Below are 13,363 nucleotides of genomic sequence, written 5' to 3'. Positions count from 1 at the left end.
GGTCAGGTGTCTTTCTGGTGGAGTCGGGTGAGGTAGTCGTTGTAGGCGTCGAGCTCGGGGTCGCCGTGCATGTCGGCGCGACGGTCGGCGGCGACAGCCTGGGCGGTGTCGTCGCGGAACCAGCGGTGCATGACGTAGATGAGCATCAGCAGGGTGGGGGCCTCGCCATAGGACCAGGCCAGCCCGCCGGCGAGGCGCTGGTCTTCGATCGGGTCGATGCCCAGCGCGCTCGTCGGGCCGGCGAACCCGTCGATGAGGGTGGTGGTGGCCATCATCAGGAAGACGCCGAAGAAGGCGTGCAGGGCGGCTTCGGCGAACACATCCAGGGCGCGGCCGCCGTGGCTCATCCGCACCGGCAACGGGTCGGAAGACAAGATCGGGATGGTGAACAGCATCCCGGCGACCAGGAACCCGACCTCGAGGACGGTATGCCCGGTGACGGTGGACAGGATCGGGTCGGCGAAGTTCGCCAGATAGAGACCGTAGAACGCGGCCAGGTAAAGCGGCACCGCCAGCCACGGGCTGAGCAGCCACCGCGCGGTGCGGCTGCGTAGCCCGGCATGCGCGGCCCGCAGCACCAGGAGACCGGGGCCGTGGTGCGGGGTGGCGCGCAGCAGCAGGGTGCCGGGAGAGCCGAGGACCAGCAGCGGCGGGATCGCCATCATCAGGGTGAGCTGCTGGAACATGAACACCGAGAACAGGGCGTACCCGTAGTTCTCCACCGCCAATCCGGTGACGGCAGCGAGGGCGACGCAGCCGAGCAGGAAGCTGACCGTCCGCCACACCGGCCAGCCGCGGCCGCGCACCCACATCCGGATCGCGCCGGCCAGGTAGGCGACCGCGAGGAGCACCGCGAGGAGCGGCAGTACCGGAGCCGGAAGTGGCGCGGGGGTGAGGAACCCGCCGAGAGTCGGCGGGGCGTCCGGGATCCACACGGTCGTCACGGCGTGTCCTTCTCCGCCGGCGCGACGTCGAGGGTCTGCGCGTGGCGGGTCGCGAACTCGTCGACGGCGCGCGCCAAAGCGGGGTCTTCGCCTCGGGCCAGTCCCGCGTACTCAACGTGCACACCATCCGGGGTGGTGCGGGCTTTCACCCAGAGCCTTCGGCGGGGCACGAACAGGCCGGCGAACAGGCCGAGGGTGGCGAGCACGGAGAACGCGAGCACCCAGCCGCTGCTGGGGTCGCGTTGGATCTGCAGCGACGCGAACCGCTTCACCGGTTCCTCCGCCGTGACCTCCTCCCAGGTGATGGTGCCCCACCCGTTCGGCAGGTCGACGGTGGCGCCGGGGGTGAGCTCGAGGGAGTCGGCGGCGGTGTCGCCGCCGGTGTGCTGGGTGAGACCGTCGACCTCGAGCGTGTAAACCGACCTGGGGGTGCCGTCGTCGATGCCGAGATCCCCGCTGAACACGTTGAGGGTCAGCACCGGGTTGACCACGTCCGGGTAGACGGAGGTGAACGCGCCGGAGGGCAGCACCCCCTGGGTGGGGTAGAAGAACCCGACCAGCCCGACCTGTTCGGGCAGCCCGTCCGGGATCTTGATGATCCCCAGCGAGGTCATGTTGGAGTCCTGCGGCAGGAACGGCTGCGACTCGCTGTACACCACCTCGCCGGCGGCGTCACGGATCGTGAGGGTGGGGGCGTAGCCGTTGCCGAGCAGGTAGATGCGGTCGCCGTCGACGGTGATCGGATAGTTCACGATCACGCTCTGCGCCCGGTCGTCCTGCCCGGGCTGGCGGATGGTGATGTCGGCGGAGAAGTCGCCGGCCTGGCCTGCGCCGGGGGTGCCGGGCAGCCGGTAGGAAACCTGGAAGTCGTCGAGGGTGAGCGAGTAGGGGGCAAGGCCCGTGCCGTCGACGAACCGGCCGGGGTTGAACGAGGAGTAGTCGCTGAGCGCGTTCACGAACGTGGTGCCCTCCACCACCACCCGCTGCCCGGTGTACGCGAACGACCCGCCGATCGCCACGGAGACCAGCACGCCGACGAGGGCAACGTGGAAGATCAGGTTGCCGGTCTCGCGCAGGTAGCCGCGTTCGGCCGACACCGACGCGGCTCCGCGGGCGTCGAATCGCTCCACCCGGTACCCGGCACGCCGCAGCTGCTCCGCCGCGACATCCACCGCGTGCCCGGCCGCGTCGGTCCGCCCCTCCCCCGCCGGCAACGTGAGCTCCCGGTACTCCGAGAGGCGCGACAGCCGCGCCGGGGTGCGCGGCGGGCGGGAACGCAGCGCCTTGTAGTGGTGCTTGGCGCGCGGGATCACGCAACCGATCAGAGAGGTGAACAGCAACAGATAGATCGCGGAGAACCACGGCGACAGATACACGTCGAACAGGCCCACCGCCTCCGCCAGCGGGAACACATCGGGGTTGTCCCGCTCCCACTGGATGACGCCGTTGGGGTCGGCGCTGCGCTGCGGAAACAGAGACCCCGGCACCGCGGCGATCGCGAGAAACAGCAGCAGGACCAGCGCGGTGCGCATGCTGGTCAGCTGCCGCCACGCCCACCGCAACCACCCCGTGACGCCCAGCGCCGGCTGGGTGATCTCCGTCGCGGTGTCGACATCGGTGTCCGCGTGGTCGCCGGGGCGCAGCGGGTCGGCCGTGACGTCGGTGCCGATGTCAGAGCGGGAGGGGGACATTGATCACCACCTGTTGCAGCTGCGACATCAGCGCCGTCCACAGCCCGGTCACCATCAGCAGGCCCAGGGCGATGAGCATGGCCCCGCCGATGATGTTCAGGGCGCGGATGTGGCGGCGCAGGAACGTCACCGACCGGGACGCCCACCCCCACCCGGCCGCGAGGATCAGGAACGGGATGCCCAGACCCAGCGAGTACGCCAGCCCGAGCAGGCCCGCGCGGGCGGGGTCGCCGAGGTTCCACGACATCGAGATGATCGCTGCGAGCGTCGGGCCGATACAGGGGGTCCAGCCGACGCCGAGCGCGAACCCGAGAAGCGGCGCCCCGATCAGCCCGGCCCTGCCCTGGGCGCGGGGGCGGAGAGTGCGCTGCGCGATGCCGAAGAACCCGAGGAACACCAGGCCCAGGGCAATGATGACGACCCCGAAGACGCGAGTGAGCACATTGGCGTATTGCAGCAGCAGGTACCCGAAGGTGCCGCCGAGGATCGTGACGGCGACGAACACCACCGTGAACCCGGCGATGAACAATGTCACGCCCAGCAGCAGCCGAGCGCGCTCCGCCGTCACCGTGCGCCCCCCGTCCACCGTGGGGGCCGCGGTCGTCGTGGTGGTGCTGCCGAGGTAGCCGAGGTAGCCGGGCACCAACGGCAGCACGCACGGGGACACGAACGAGACCAGCCCGGCGAGAATCGCGACCGGGATCGCGACCCACAGGGCACCGTCGACGATCACCTGGCCCGGGTTCACGAGCTGTCCTCGGCGAGGGTATCGGCGACCAGGGTGGACAGAATCGACGCGCTGGCCAGCTGCCCGATGATCCGCGCCGCGACCCGCCCCTCCCGGTCGATGACCAGAGTGGTGGGGGTGGCCTGGATCGGGGTGACCTGCGCGAACGCGAGCTTGACCCGTCCGTCGTTCACGTCGATCACGCTCGGGTAGGTGACGTTGTTGTCTCTCGCGAACGACAGTGCGGTGGCGGGCTGGTCGTAGGTGTTCACCCCGAGGAAAGCGACGCCCTGATCCTGGTACTCCTGCCAGACCTCCTCGAGCAGGGGCGCTTCGACGATGCACGGCCCGCACGCGGCGTACCAGAAGTTCACCACCAGCACCCCGCCGCGGTAATCGTCACTGGACACCGTCTCGCCGGTCTCGGTGACCCCCTCGAACACCACCGGCTCCCCGCGGTCGGGATCCGGAATCTCGACGACCTGGAAGTCGCCAGCGATGTAGCCCTTCTCGTTCCCGTCCCGGTACTGCTGCGCAAGCGAATCGCTGGACGTGCACCCGGCCAGCAGCAGCGCCGCGACCAGCGTCACAGCGACAAGGACGCGGCGCCGGATCATGCGCGCTTGACCTTGATCAGGGCGCCGGCGACCAGGAACACGACCGCCGCGACCGGCTGCGCCGCAGTCCACACCGGGCCGGAAAACGGGAACGGGAACACCGGGTTCCAGATCACCACGATCACCGCAAACACCGGCAGCCACCACCACTGCCGCGCCTGGATCGCGAACCACCCCACGATGACCGCGAAGATCGCCGCGACAAACAGCACCACCGTGAACCAGTCCCCACCCATCAGCACCGGCGCGAGGAACAACACCGCCGCCGCGAGCAGCCCCGGCGCAAACGCATTGCGCTGGTACACGGACGGAGTCCGCTGCTTCGCCATCATGACCCGCTCCCTACGGAGCCCGTCGCAGGCGACGCACCGGTTGCCGCGCTCGCGCGGGCGCGGCGGTGACGGACCCACAGGCTTAGACCGAGGACGATGACGCCGGCGCCGAGGGCGACGTCAGCGAGGTTGCCGATGAACAGGTTCCCGTAGGCGAGGAAGTCGGTGACGTGCCCGACCCCGAACCCGGGGGGGGAGAACAGCCGGTCGATCAGGTTCCCGATCGCCCCCCCCAGGATCAGCCCGATCCCCAACGCCCACCATCCGGTCCGCGCCCGCGCGGCGGCCACAACCAGCAGCACCACGGCACCGACCCCGAGGAGAGTGAGCAGCCCGGTGACCCCGGCTCCGAGAGAGAGGATCGCGCCGGGGTTGAACGCGAGCTGCAGCCCGAGCAGATCCCCCAGCAGCGGGATCCGCTCCTCCTGACTCAACCCTCCCAGTGCGGCCGCCTTCGTCGCCTGGTCGACCAGGACCACCACAGCGGCGGCCAGGCACGCGACCGCGAACCGCCGGGTCTGCTCACGAACCATCAGCGGCTCCTCGTGCGTTCGCGGCGGTCGCTGATACCCCGGCCATCAGACCGGCTATCAGGAAGAGACCTTTGGTGTCAGAAGTCGAAGAGGTCACCGAGGAACCCTTCCTTCCGCCGACGCCCGGAGCGACCGTGATGATCCCTGTCGCGGTCAGAACGGTGGTCGCCCTCCCGCGGATAGGGGGCGGTGCGGGTTTGCCGGCCGCCGCCGGCGAGGTCGGCGGCACGGTCGATGATCTTGTCGAGCTCGCCGCGGTCCAGCCAGACGCCCCGGCACTGCGGGCAGTAGTCGATCTCTACCCCGGAGCGTTCCGTGATCAGCAGGGCGGTCCCGTCGACCGGACATTTCATGAGGGGTTCTCCTTCTGTTGCTGGTCGTCGGCGGGTCCACCATCCGCGGCGGCCGCGGCTGCGGCTGCTCGGTCGCGGCGACGACGCTCTCTGGCCACCATGAGCACGACCACCAGCGCGCCGCCCAGCACGATCACGCCGCTGGCGACGGCCAAGACCGGCAGAAGCTCCCCACCCCCGGAGGGCTCACCGTGACCGGGGTTCCCGGTGGTGTCGGTGGACGTCGGAGACGGGTCGGGTGTCTGCTCCTCGGTCGCTTCGGGGGTGGGGATGCTGGTGGGGACGGTGATCGCTTCGACGGTGTACTGGTACTCGTTGCTGATCGGGTGCCCGTCGCTGGACACGACCCGCCACCGCACCGTGTACACGCCCGCCTGACCGGGCGTCACCGTCTGGGTGACCGTGGTCCCGTCGATGACCGGATCCCCCGATGCGATATTCTGCCCGTCCGGGGCGACCACCTCGAAGATCACGGCGCTGAAATCGGTGAGGATCTCGCCGCTGAACGTCAGCGAGATCTCCTCCGGGACCACGCTGACCGTGGATCCGGAATCCGGGGAGGAGGAGACGATCTCATCGTGCGCGGCTGCGGGCGCCGCGGTGGCGAACAGGAGCCCGGCGGCCAGCAGCAGCGCCGTCAGGGCGGGCAGGAGGAGGACGCGTCTCCGTGAGCCGGATCGGTGCGGGTGTTCGTGGTCGGTGACCGTGGTCAAGGCGGTGGTCCTTTCAGGGCTGGTTGATGATGTGCTGGGCGATCGTCGTCGCGTCTTTCCACACCCCGGCGAGGGTGTCGGAGCCGCGGCCGCCGTACTGCGGCATCCCCGCCACGAACAGCCCGGGCAGCCCGGTCAGGGTGCGCCGCGCCCGGTCGACACGGGCTGGTTCCGGGAGCCAATCGTCGCCAGGGGTGTAGCCGGTGGCGAGGATCACCGACCGGGGGGATGCCTGCGTGCCGTCAGCGAAGGTCACCACGTCGCCGGTAGCGTTCTCCACCGCAGCTGCGATCGTGACCCCTGCGCGGCGCAGCTGCTCATAGCTGTCGCCGAAGACCGGCTCGGGGCGACGCTCCCGCGAGAACAGCGGCACCCTCTCCCCCGCCGCGACGGGATAGCTCATCGCGGGGCGATGCTGCCGCCGGGTTCGCACGGACAGCGTCACGGTGTGCGACGCGGACAGTTCGCGGGCCAGCTGCACACCGCTGTTCCCGCCTCCCACGATGAGCACGTCGCCGACGGGGATCTGCTTCGGGTACAGGTACTCGCTGCTGTGCAGCACCACCCCGGGCACCGTCAGCAGAGAAGCCCACTCCGGAATCCGCGGGTGCGCGGATGCGCCAGTCGCGCAGATCACGTTGCGGGTCTGCACCTCCCCTGCCGTCGTCGACAGCAGCAGAGTCGAGCCGTTCCCGCGGTGCTCCACCCCGGTCGCCCGGATGCCCCAGACCGTCTCCACGCCCAGCCCGGCTTCCACGAAGGTGAGGTAGTCGGCCATCTCGTCCGTCCGTGGGTGCCGACGCTGGTCACCCAGCAGCCGCCGCGGAGACAGCGCACTGTGCCGGGCGTCGCTGAGAAGCTCCATCGAATGCCACCGTGAGGACCAGGAACGCTGCCCCGTGCTGGCGGCGTCGATCACGACGAACTCGTGCTGCGGCCGCAGCCCTTCCGCGCTCAGAGCCGCGGCAACCGCGAGCCCGAACTGCCCGGCGCCGACGATGATCGCCCGCCGATGCGTCAAACCCGCCCTCATCACTGGCCACCGTTCACCGCGGACTGGATGGCGTTCTCGAGGTCGTCCCACGTCTGCAGCTTGAGCGGCTTCCCGTCGAGGAAGAACGTCGGGGTGCTGCTCACGCCAAGCGCCTGGCCCTCCTCGAAGTCCAGCTCCACCCGCTCCGTCGTGGCCGGGTCCGCCACGGCGGCGTCATAGGCGGCCATGTCCAGACCGATCTCCTCCGCGAAGCCACGGAACAGGTCGGCGCGAGACTCCTGCGCCTCACCCCACTCCGCCTGCGTCTCGAACAGCCGGACATACATGTCCTCGAACCGGTCCTGCTGCGCGGCCGCCTCCGCCGCGACCGCCGCGTTCTTCGAGTTGAAATGGCCCGGCAGCGGGAAGTAACGGACTACATACGTGATCTCCCCCGCGAACTGCTCCCGCAGATCCTCCACGATCGGGAAGAACGCACCACACGCCTCACACTCGAAGTCGAGGAACTCCACCAGGGTGACTGCGCCCTCCCCGCCGTCGTCGAGGACATGCGAGCTCTCCCGCACCACCTGCGGGGATGCGTCACCGCCCCCAGATGGTGGAGCGGTCTGGCTCTGATTGACAAGGACGTAGATCAACGCGGCGCCCACCAGCACCACCACAACGGCGATGGTGACGAGTGTCGCCTTCACAGGGGTTTTCATCGGGTACTCCAAACCAAGACACGGCACAGGACAGAACCCGGGCACGCAACCCGGGACGAAGCGCCACCCGAAAGGGCGGCGTGCCAAATGTCAGGTTCGGGAAAGACCCAACTGCGTCAACGAGAAGACAATCGGGTGAGCACGAGCGGCCGGCGCCGGAAGCAGCGAAGGCATTCGTGGTCGGTCACCGAGAACCGGAGGCATCCGCCGACGCCACAATCCCCGCAGCACCACCATGAACGTCAACCCGCACAACACGCCCAGCATGCACAGCGCAGCGCCCACTAACGCGTTCGGCCCAGAAGCGACGCCACCAGCGACTGCTTCATGCTCGGCCGGGGCATCTGCCACGGGCTCGACGTGCGGGTCCATCAACCCAGATATCACCAGCGGGACAGGAGTCGAACCGTCCGCCTCCGTGTGGCCAGTCGCTGCCAGACCCAGCATCAGCAGCAACGCCAAACCGACGCTGGTAATGAGCCTCATTATCAACAACTGCTCATTCAGCGTCACGGAGCGCGGAGTCTGGGCCGAAGAGACCATCGCCAACAGCCTACCGTGCGCGCCCAAGCGCCACTCTGAGCCGGGTTCCGTCGACCCTTGGGCAACGCCATCTTCACCTGGAACTACAACTCTCGCTCCGACACTTCCCATGATTCGTGTCCGATCCGAGCGCCGGTGCGCCCCGTCAAAGTTCAAATTCGCAACTTGCTCGAAAGAGCGCGTGGACTTTGCAACTCCTATCGAGAACCTTCATCCCGGCCGAGCCGCCTTGGTCGGCAGGGGTTGCATTCCCTACTTGGGTACGGGTTTACCGTTGGCGCATGACCGATTTTCTGGAACTCTTCGAGCAGGCTCCCGAAGCATGTACGTTGCCCACGGTGGACCGTCCGCTGCGGGTCTCCGAGTTCGCCGAGCTCTTCGCGACCGCGACGGAGACCGTCGCCCGCTCCTCCTTGACTCGGGCGGTGGTGACCCTTCCGCTGGAGTCGCTGGCGACGGCGAGAGATCTCGCGGAGCGCGAGACGGCGTGCTGCTCGTTCTTCACGTTCACGACCAGTCCGGTCGGGGGCAGCGCCGTGATGACGATTGAGGTTCCCGAGCAGTACGCCGACGTGCTCACGGCGCTCACGAGCCTCGCCGACTCGGCGCGATGACGACGATGCTCCGCAACGGCTCGGGTTCGCTCTGAAGAGGTCGCCGAGCTGCTCGACACCGGACGCCGCGACCCCAGACCTGCGCACCCGCGCGCTCGAGAAGATCGACGAGATCGAGCAGAAACTGGCAGACCTCCTCGTGATCCGCGCCTCCCTGCAGCAGGTGGTCGATGCCCGCTGCGACAGCCTGATCGGCTGCACCTGCGCCGACTGCCCGATCCCCTACGCCGACATCGCGCACCCCGAAGGAGCACCCGCATGAGCGCCCCCCGAAACCACGACAAGCTGCGCGCGCAAGGCTCTCACCGAGGAGGGCGTGCCGACGCGCACGAAGGTGGCCGGACTGCTCGCTCTGCTGGCCTGTGTGGGCTGCTGCGCACTCCCGTACCTGATCGTCGCCGGGATCGTCACCGGCGCTGGCGCCGCGGTCCTGCAGCAGACGCTCATCGCGGTCGCCGCGGGGCTGGCCGCTCTCGCCCTGGGCATGTGGTGGCTGCGCCGACGCCAGATCGCGAAGAGACGCGCCGCAGCCGGCGGCTCCGGGTGCGGCGACGCGAACTGCGCCTGCTGAACACCGATCCCGTCGCCCGGGAGAATGGGACGATGCGAGCGAGCGTCGAGTGGATGGAACGACACCAGGTGCTGCTCTACCTCGCCGCTCTCGCCCTGGGCGCTGCGGTCGGGCTGCTCATCCCCGCGGTCGCCCACCCGGCCGAGCTCGCGATCAACCCGGTGCTGGGGCTGCTGCTCTACGCCACCTTCCTCGGCGTGCCGTTCGCGAAGATCGGCACCGCGTTCCGCGACTGGCGATTCCTCACCACGGTCATGATCGTCAACTTCGTCCTCGTGCTCGTCGTCGTCTGGCTGCTGTCGCGGATCGTCGCCCACGATCAGGTGCTGCTCGTCGGCGTGCTGTTCGTGCTGCTCACACCCTGCGTGGACTACGTGATCGTGTTCACCGGGATCGCCGGCGGCGCGAAGGACCGCCTGCTCGCGGCCGCGCCGCTTCTGATGATCGCCCAGATGCTGCTGCTGCCGTTCTACCTCCGGCTCATCGTCGGCGCCGAGTTCGTCGCCAGCGTCGACCTCGCCCCGTTCGTCGAGGCGTTCCTGCTGCTCATCGTGCTGCCGTTGCTCGCCGCCGGGCTCACGCAGCTCGCCGCCCGCACCCGTGGAGGCGCGCGTGTCCAGAACGCGGTACTCGGGGCGATGGTGCCGCTGATGATGCTCACCCTGGCCGTCGTCGTCGCCTCACAGATCGCCGGCGTCGGCCAGCAGATCGCATCGCTGCTGCTCACGATCCCCGTCTACGTGCTCTTCGCCGCCCTCATGATCCCGATCGGCGCCCTCGCCGGCAGCGTCGCCCGGCTCGACGTTCCCGGCCGTCGAGCGGTCGTGTTCAGCGGCGCGACCCGCAACTCGCTCGTCGTCCTCCCGCTCGTCCTTGCGCTGCCGCCCGCGTTCGACCTCGCGCCGCTCGTCGTGGTCACCCAGACCCTCGTCGAGCTCCTGGTCATGGTCGCGTTCGTCCGCCTCATCCCACGGCTCATCCCGAACAGACATCCCGTGGTCGCTGTGGCTTAGGAGCGATCTGCCTCGGTGTGCGGTCTGCCGTGTTCTCCCCGTCGACGGTCGGTTCGTCAGCGGGACGCGCGTGTCAAGCGCGCGTGCGCCGAGCTGCGCGGAGCCCGTTGAGGATGACGATGACCTCCGCGACCTCGTGCACGAGCACGACTGCCGCGAGCCCGAGGATGCCGGTGATCGCCAGCGGCAGCAGAACCGCGATGATCGCGATGGACAGCACGACGTTCTGGTTGATGATGCTGCGGCCGCGGCGGGCGTGGGCGAGGGCCTGCGGGATGAGGCGGAGGTCGTGGCCGGTGAACGCGACGTCGGCGGACTCGATCGCCGCGTCCGCGCCTTTGGCTCCCATCGCGATTCCCAGGTCCGCGGCCGCCAGGGCGGGGGCGTCGTTGATGCCGTCCCCGATCATGGCCGTGGGTTGCGATACGGACAGCTCCGCGACGGCGCTGGCCTTATCCTCGGGGCGAAGCTCGGCGCGCACGTCGCTGATACCTGCCTGTGCGGCCAGGGCCGCCGCGGTGCGGGCGTTGTCGCCGGTGAGCATCGTCACCCCGATTCCGCGGCGGTTGAGCGTGGCGACGACCTCGGGAACCTCGGGGCGCAGCTCGTCCCGGACCCCGATCGCGCCGGCGGGCCGGTCGTCGCGGTACACGATGACGACGGTCATCCCCTCGGATTCCATCGCGGTCACCTCGTCGGCCAGTGTGCCGGCGGCGAGCCAGCGGGGGCTCCCGACAGCGACACGGGCACCGTCGAGGGTGCCGGCGATGCCGTGCCCGGCGGTCTCGCTGACCTCCTGCGCGGTCGGCGCGTCGGGGGCGGCGTTGGTGATCGCGGCGGCCAGCGGGTGCGTACTGTGCGCTTCCAGGCTCGCCGCCCATGCGAGCACTTCATCTTCGGTCGCGCCCGCAGCGGTCACGACGCGGGCCACGGTGGGCTCGTTGCGGGTCAGCGTGCCGGTCTTGTCGACGGCAAGGTGGCGGATGCCGCCGAATCGCTCGAACGCGGCCCCGGACTTCACCACCACACCGAACTTCGACGCTGCACCGATCGCGGAGACGACCGTGACCGGGACGGCGATCGCCAGAGCGCACGGGGAGGCTGCGACGAGTACCACCAGGGCGCGGGTGATCCACAGCTCGGGGTCGCCGCTCAGCAGCGATCCGAGTACGCCGACGAGCACGGCGAGGATCATCACGCCGGGCACAAGCGGGCGGGCGATCCGGTCGGCCAGGCGGGCACGGTCGCCCTTCTCGGCCTGGGCCTGCTCGACCAGCTCCACGATCGTGGTGAGCGAGTTGTCGGTGCCGGCGGCGGTGGCCTCGATTTCGAGGACGCCTGTCGTGTTGATCGACCCGGCTGACACGTCGACACCGGGCTCGACCTCGACAGGGATCGACTCACCCGTGATCGCGGACGTGTCCAGACTGCTTCGGCCAGCCCGCACGATGCCGTCGGTGGCGATCCGCTCGCCCGGCCGAATCACGAGCACGTCACCGACGCGCAGCTCCTTCGCCTCGACCTCGGCCGTGGCGTCGCCGCGCTTGACCAGAGCGGTGTCGGGCACGAGCTTCAACAGCGCCCGCAACCCTGCGCGGGCGCGGTCCATCGCCTTGTCCTCCAACGCCTCCGCAATGGAGTACAGGAACGCCAACGCGGCGGCCTCCTCGACGTAGCCGAGGATCACCGCGCCAGTGGCGCTGATGGTCATCAGGAGTCCGATGCCGAGCTTGCCCTTGGTGAACAGCTTGCGCAGCGCGCCGGGGACGAACGTGTACGCGCCCAGCAGCAGACCGATCCAGAACAGCACCAGGCCGGCGGTCTCCGCGCCAGTCCATTCGCATATCAGGCCGGCGGCGAACGCGACGCCGGAGGCGATGGGGATCAGGACGCTCGGGCTCCGATACCAGGGCCGGTCGTCGTCGTCGTCATCGTCGAGGTCGACACGCTCGACCTGCGAACCCGTGACCGTGCTCACGCGCTCGCCTCCCCCACCACGCAGCCCTCAACCCCACAGTCGGGGTCCATGCACGGCACGCTCTCGTCGACGGCCAGGGTCACGTCGACGAGCGTGGTCAGCGCGCGGGTCAGGTGCGGGTCCGCGACCTCGTAGCGGGTCTGCCGACCCTCGGGCTCGGCCACCACGATCCCGCACCCGCGCAGGCACGTCAGATGGTTCGACACGTTCGAGCGCGACAGCCCCAGCTCCCGGGACAGCACGGCAGGGTAGCTCGGGCCGGCCAAGAGGGTCAGGAGGATGCGGGAGCGGGTCGGGTCGGCCATCGCCCGTCCGAGCCGGTTCATCACGTCGAGTCGATCGGAAATAGTCAGCACATGATGACTATACACCCAACGATGTATAAAACTTCTCCGTGGAGGCGACAATCGGGTCGGGTCTATGGCTGGGCGGCGGCTTCCTGGCGGGCGGCTTTCCAGACGACGCGGGCGGCATCTGCATTGAGCAGGCCGATGGCGATGCCGACGACGATGTCCAGCCATCCGGTGACGAACCAGATGGTGAGCACGCCCACGGCGATGATCGCGAGGTTGGCGAAGGCGTCGTTGCGTGCCGAAAGCCAGGCCGCTTTGGTGAGGCTGCCAGCTTGGTGGCGGTGCCGGGCGAGGATGGTCGCGCAGGCGAGGTTGACGGCGAGGGCGCCGAGCGCGGTGATCGACAGGGCGGTGGGGTCGGGCGCGACCGGGTCGAGGATCTTCACGATCGCAGTCCAGATCGTCGCAACGGCAGGGATGAGGATCACGAACGCTAAGACGCTTCCCGCGATCGCGCGGCGGCGCACCGGCCAGGGGATCGCCGCGTAGATGAGCAGGTTGACCGCGGCATCCTCGAGGAAGTCCACGCTGTCGGCGAAGAGAGAGACCGATCCGATCGTGAGGGCGACGGTGAACTCGATGCCGAAGTACGCCAGGTTCAGCACGGCGACGATCAGCACCACGCGTCTGAGAGCTTCCATACCTCCATCCTCGCTGGGGGACAGCTGCGCCTCGTGCAGCCG

General features: G+C 69.2%; 18 protein-coding genes. 4 read left to right on the top strand and 14 right to left on the bottom strand.

Annotated features, from left to right (window positions below; genetic code table 11):
• Positions 1-2: 2 nt before the first annotated feature.
• The 11 genes from MHO01S_RS00085 to MHO01S_RS00035 form a co-directional block, all read right to left on the bottom strand.
• Positions 3-944, bottom strand: a complete 942-nt coding sequence (locus MHO01S_RS00085) for a cytochrome c oxidase assembly protein (protein ID WP_060958834.1) — start codon at positions 942-944, stop codon at positions 3-5.
• Positions 941-2,635: a cytochrome c biogenesis protein ResB gene (gene resB / locus MHO01S_RS00080; protein WP_060958835.1), complete on the bottom strand. Its 1,695-nt coding sequence runs from the start codon at positions 2,633-2,635 to the stop codon at positions 941-943. The genes MHO01S_RS00085 and resB overlap by 4 nt, the downstream gene beginning before the upstream one ends.
• Positions 2,616-3,383: a cytochrome c biogenesis CcdA family protein gene (locus tag MHO01S_RS00075; protein WP_005054907.1), complete on the bottom strand. Its 768-nt coding sequence runs from the start codon at positions 3,381-3,383 to the stop codon at positions 2,616-2,618. Before MHO01S_RS00075 ends, resB begins: the two co-directional genes overlap by 20 nt.
• Positions 3,380-3,979 (bottom strand): TlpA family protein disulfide reductase, encoded by a 600-nt coding sequence (locus MHO01S_RS00070; RefSeq protein WP_060958836.1) that lies wholly within the window; start codon positions 3,977-3,979, stop codon positions 3,380-3,382. Before MHO01S_RS00070 ends, MHO01S_RS00075 begins: the two co-directional genes overlap by 4 nt.
• Positions 3,976-4,311 carry a DUF6804 family protein gene (locus MHO01S_RS00065; RefSeq protein ID WP_060958837.1) on the bottom strand — a complete coding sequence of 112 codons (336 nt, stop codon included), beginning with the start codon at positions 4,309-4,311 and terminating at the stop codon, positions 3,976-3,978. The genes MHO01S_RS00070 and MHO01S_RS00065 overlap by 4 nt, the downstream gene beginning before the upstream one ends.
• Positions 4,308-4,844: a signal peptidase II gene (locus tag MHO01S_RS00060; protein WP_060958838.1), complete on the bottom strand. Its 537-nt coding sequence runs from the start codon at positions 4,842-4,844 to the stop codon at positions 4,308-4,310. The genes MHO01S_RS00065 and MHO01S_RS00060 overlap by 4 nt, the downstream gene beginning before the upstream one ends.
• A 77-nt stretch (positions 4,845-4,921) precedes the next feature.
• Complete coding sequence (locus tag MHO01S_RS00055; protein WP_060958839.1) at positions 4,922-5,197, bottom strand: TFIIB-type zinc ribbon-containing protein; 276 nt, start codon at positions 5,195-5,197, stop codon at positions 4,922-4,924.
• Entirely contained in the window at positions 5,194-5,910 is a 717-nt protein-coding gene (locus MHO01S_RS00050) for a copper resistance CopC family protein (protein WP_060958840.1), read from the bottom strand. Before MHO01S_RS00050 ends, MHO01S_RS00055 begins: the two co-directional genes overlap by 4 nt.
• Positions 5,911-5,923: 13 nt before the next feature.
• The gene (locus MHO01S_RS00045) at positions 5,924-6,931 is read right to left on the bottom strand and encodes a flavin-containing monooxygenase (protein ID WP_231734915.1); all 1,008 of its coding nucleotides are present in this window, start codon (positions 6,929-6,931) and stop codon (positions 5,924-5,926) included.
• Between the two features lie 11 nt (positions 6,932-6,942).
• Positions 6,943-7,608 (bottom strand): DsbA family protein, encoded by a 666-nt coding sequence (locus tag MHO01S_RS00040; protein WP_060958842.1) that lies wholly within the window; start codon positions 7,606-7,608, stop codon positions 6,943-6,945.
• Positions 7,609-7,698: 90 nt separating this feature from the next.
• The gene (locus tag MHO01S_RS00035) at positions 7,699-8,121 is read right to left on the bottom strand and encodes a hypothetical protein (protein WP_157553710.1); all 423 of its coding nucleotides are present in this window, start codon (positions 8,119-8,121) and stop codon (positions 7,699-7,701) included.
• A gap of 311 nt (positions 8,122-8,432) precedes the next feature.
• Between MHO01S_RS00035 and MHO01S_RS00030 the strand changes: the two genes are divergently transcribed.
• From MHO01S_RS00030 to MHO01S_RS00020, 4 genes are all read left to right on the top strand, one after another.
• A complete protein-coding gene (locus MHO01S_RS00030; protein ID WP_060958844.1) occupies positions 8,433-8,765 on the top strand; it encodes a hypothetical protein in 333 nt (110 codons plus the stop codon).
• 139 nt (positions 8,766-8,904) lie between these two features.
• Positions 8,905-9,027, top strand: a complete 123-nt coding sequence (locus tag MHO01S_RS16830; protein WP_255266050.1) for a hypothetical protein — start codon at positions 8,905-8,907, stop codon at positions 9,025-9,027.
• A gap of 54 nt (positions 9,028-9,081) precedes the next feature.
• On the top strand, positions 9,082-9,336 hold the full coding sequence (merT, locus tag MHO01S_RS00025) for a mercuric ion transporter MerT (protein ID WP_060958845.1): 255 nt from the start codon (positions 9,082-9,084) through the stop codon (positions 9,334-9,336).
• Between the two features lie 32 nt (positions 9,337-9,368).
• Positions 9,369-10,349, top strand: a complete 981-nt coding sequence (locus MHO01S_RS00020; protein ID WP_060958876.1) for an arsenic resistance protein — start codon at positions 9,369-9,371, stop codon at positions 10,347-10,349.
• 73 nt (positions 10,350-10,422) lie between these two features.
• Here the strand turns inward: MHO01S_RS00020 and MHO01S_RS00015 are convergent, their stop codons facing one another.
• The 3 genes from MHO01S_RS00015 to MHO01S_RS00005 form a co-directional block, all read right to left on the bottom strand.
• Positions 10,423-12,327: a heavy metal translocating P-type ATPase gene (locus MHO01S_RS00015; protein WP_060958846.1), complete on the bottom strand. Its 1,905-nt coding sequence runs from the start codon at positions 12,325-12,327 to the stop codon at positions 10,423-10,425.
• Positions 12,324-12,683, bottom strand: a complete 360-nt coding sequence (cmtR, locus tag MHO01S_RS00010) for a Cd(II)/Pb(II)-sensing metalloregulatory transcriptional regulator CmtR (protein WP_060958847.1) — start codon at positions 12,681-12,683, stop codon at positions 12,324-12,326. Before cmtR ends, MHO01S_RS00015 begins: the two co-directional genes overlap by 4 nt.
• Positions 12,684-12,745: 62 nt before the next feature.
• Positions 12,746-13,321, bottom strand: a complete 576-nt coding sequence (locus MHO01S_RS00005; protein ID WP_060958848.1) for a cation efflux transmembrane domain-containing protein — start codon at positions 13,319-13,321, stop codon at positions 12,746-12,748.
• Between the last annotated feature and the right edge of the window lie 42 nt (positions 13,322-13,363).

Source organism: Microbacterium hominis NBRC 15708 (assembly GCF_001592125.1).
Lineage (GTDB): Bacteria > Actinomycetota > Actinomycetes > Actinomycetales > Microbacteriaceae > Microbacterium > Microbacterium hominis.
Note: the sequence above shows the minus strand (reverse complement) of the source record. Positions and strands in the feature narration are given on the sequence as shown.

Bases quoted from the DNA above. Each gene is read 5' to 3' on its own strand.
- resB (WP_060958835.1), bottom strand. From the start codon at position 2,635: ATGTCCCCCTCCCGCTCTGACATCGGCACCGACGTCACGGCCGACCCG.
- MHO01S_RS00070 (WP_060958836.1), bottom strand. From the start codon at position 3,979: ATGATCCGGCGCCGCGTCCTTGTCGCTGTGACGCTGGTCGCGGCGCTG.
- MHO01S_RS00065 (WP_060958837.1), bottom strand. From the start codon at position 4,311: ATGATGGCGAAGCAGCGGACTCCGTCCGTGTACCAGCGCAATGCGTTT.
- MHO01S_RS00060 (WP_060958838.1), bottom strand. From the start codon at position 4,844: ATGGTTCGTGAGCAGACCCGGCGGTTCGCGGTCGCGTGCCTGGCCGCC.
- MHO01S_RS00055 (WP_060958839.1), bottom strand. From the start codon at position 5,197: ATGAAATGTCCGGTCGACGGGACCGCCCTGCTGATCACGGAACGCTCC.
- MHO01S_RS00040 (WP_060958842.1), bottom strand. From the start codon at position 7,608: ATGAAAACCCCTGTGAAGGCGACACTCGTCACCATCGCCGTTGTGGTG.
- MHO01S_RS00030 (WP_060958844.1), top strand. From the start codon at position 8,433: ATGACCGATTTTCTGGAACTCTTCGAGCAGGCTCCCGAAGCATGTACG.
- MHO01S_RS00020 (WP_060958876.1), top strand. From the start codon at position 9,369: ATGCGAGCGAGCGTCGAGTGGATGGAACGACACCAGGTGCTGCTCTAC.
- MHO01S_RS00005 (WP_060958848.1), bottom strand. From the start codon at position 13,321: ATGGAAGCTCTCAGACGCGTGGTGCTGATCGTCGCCGTGCTGAACCTG.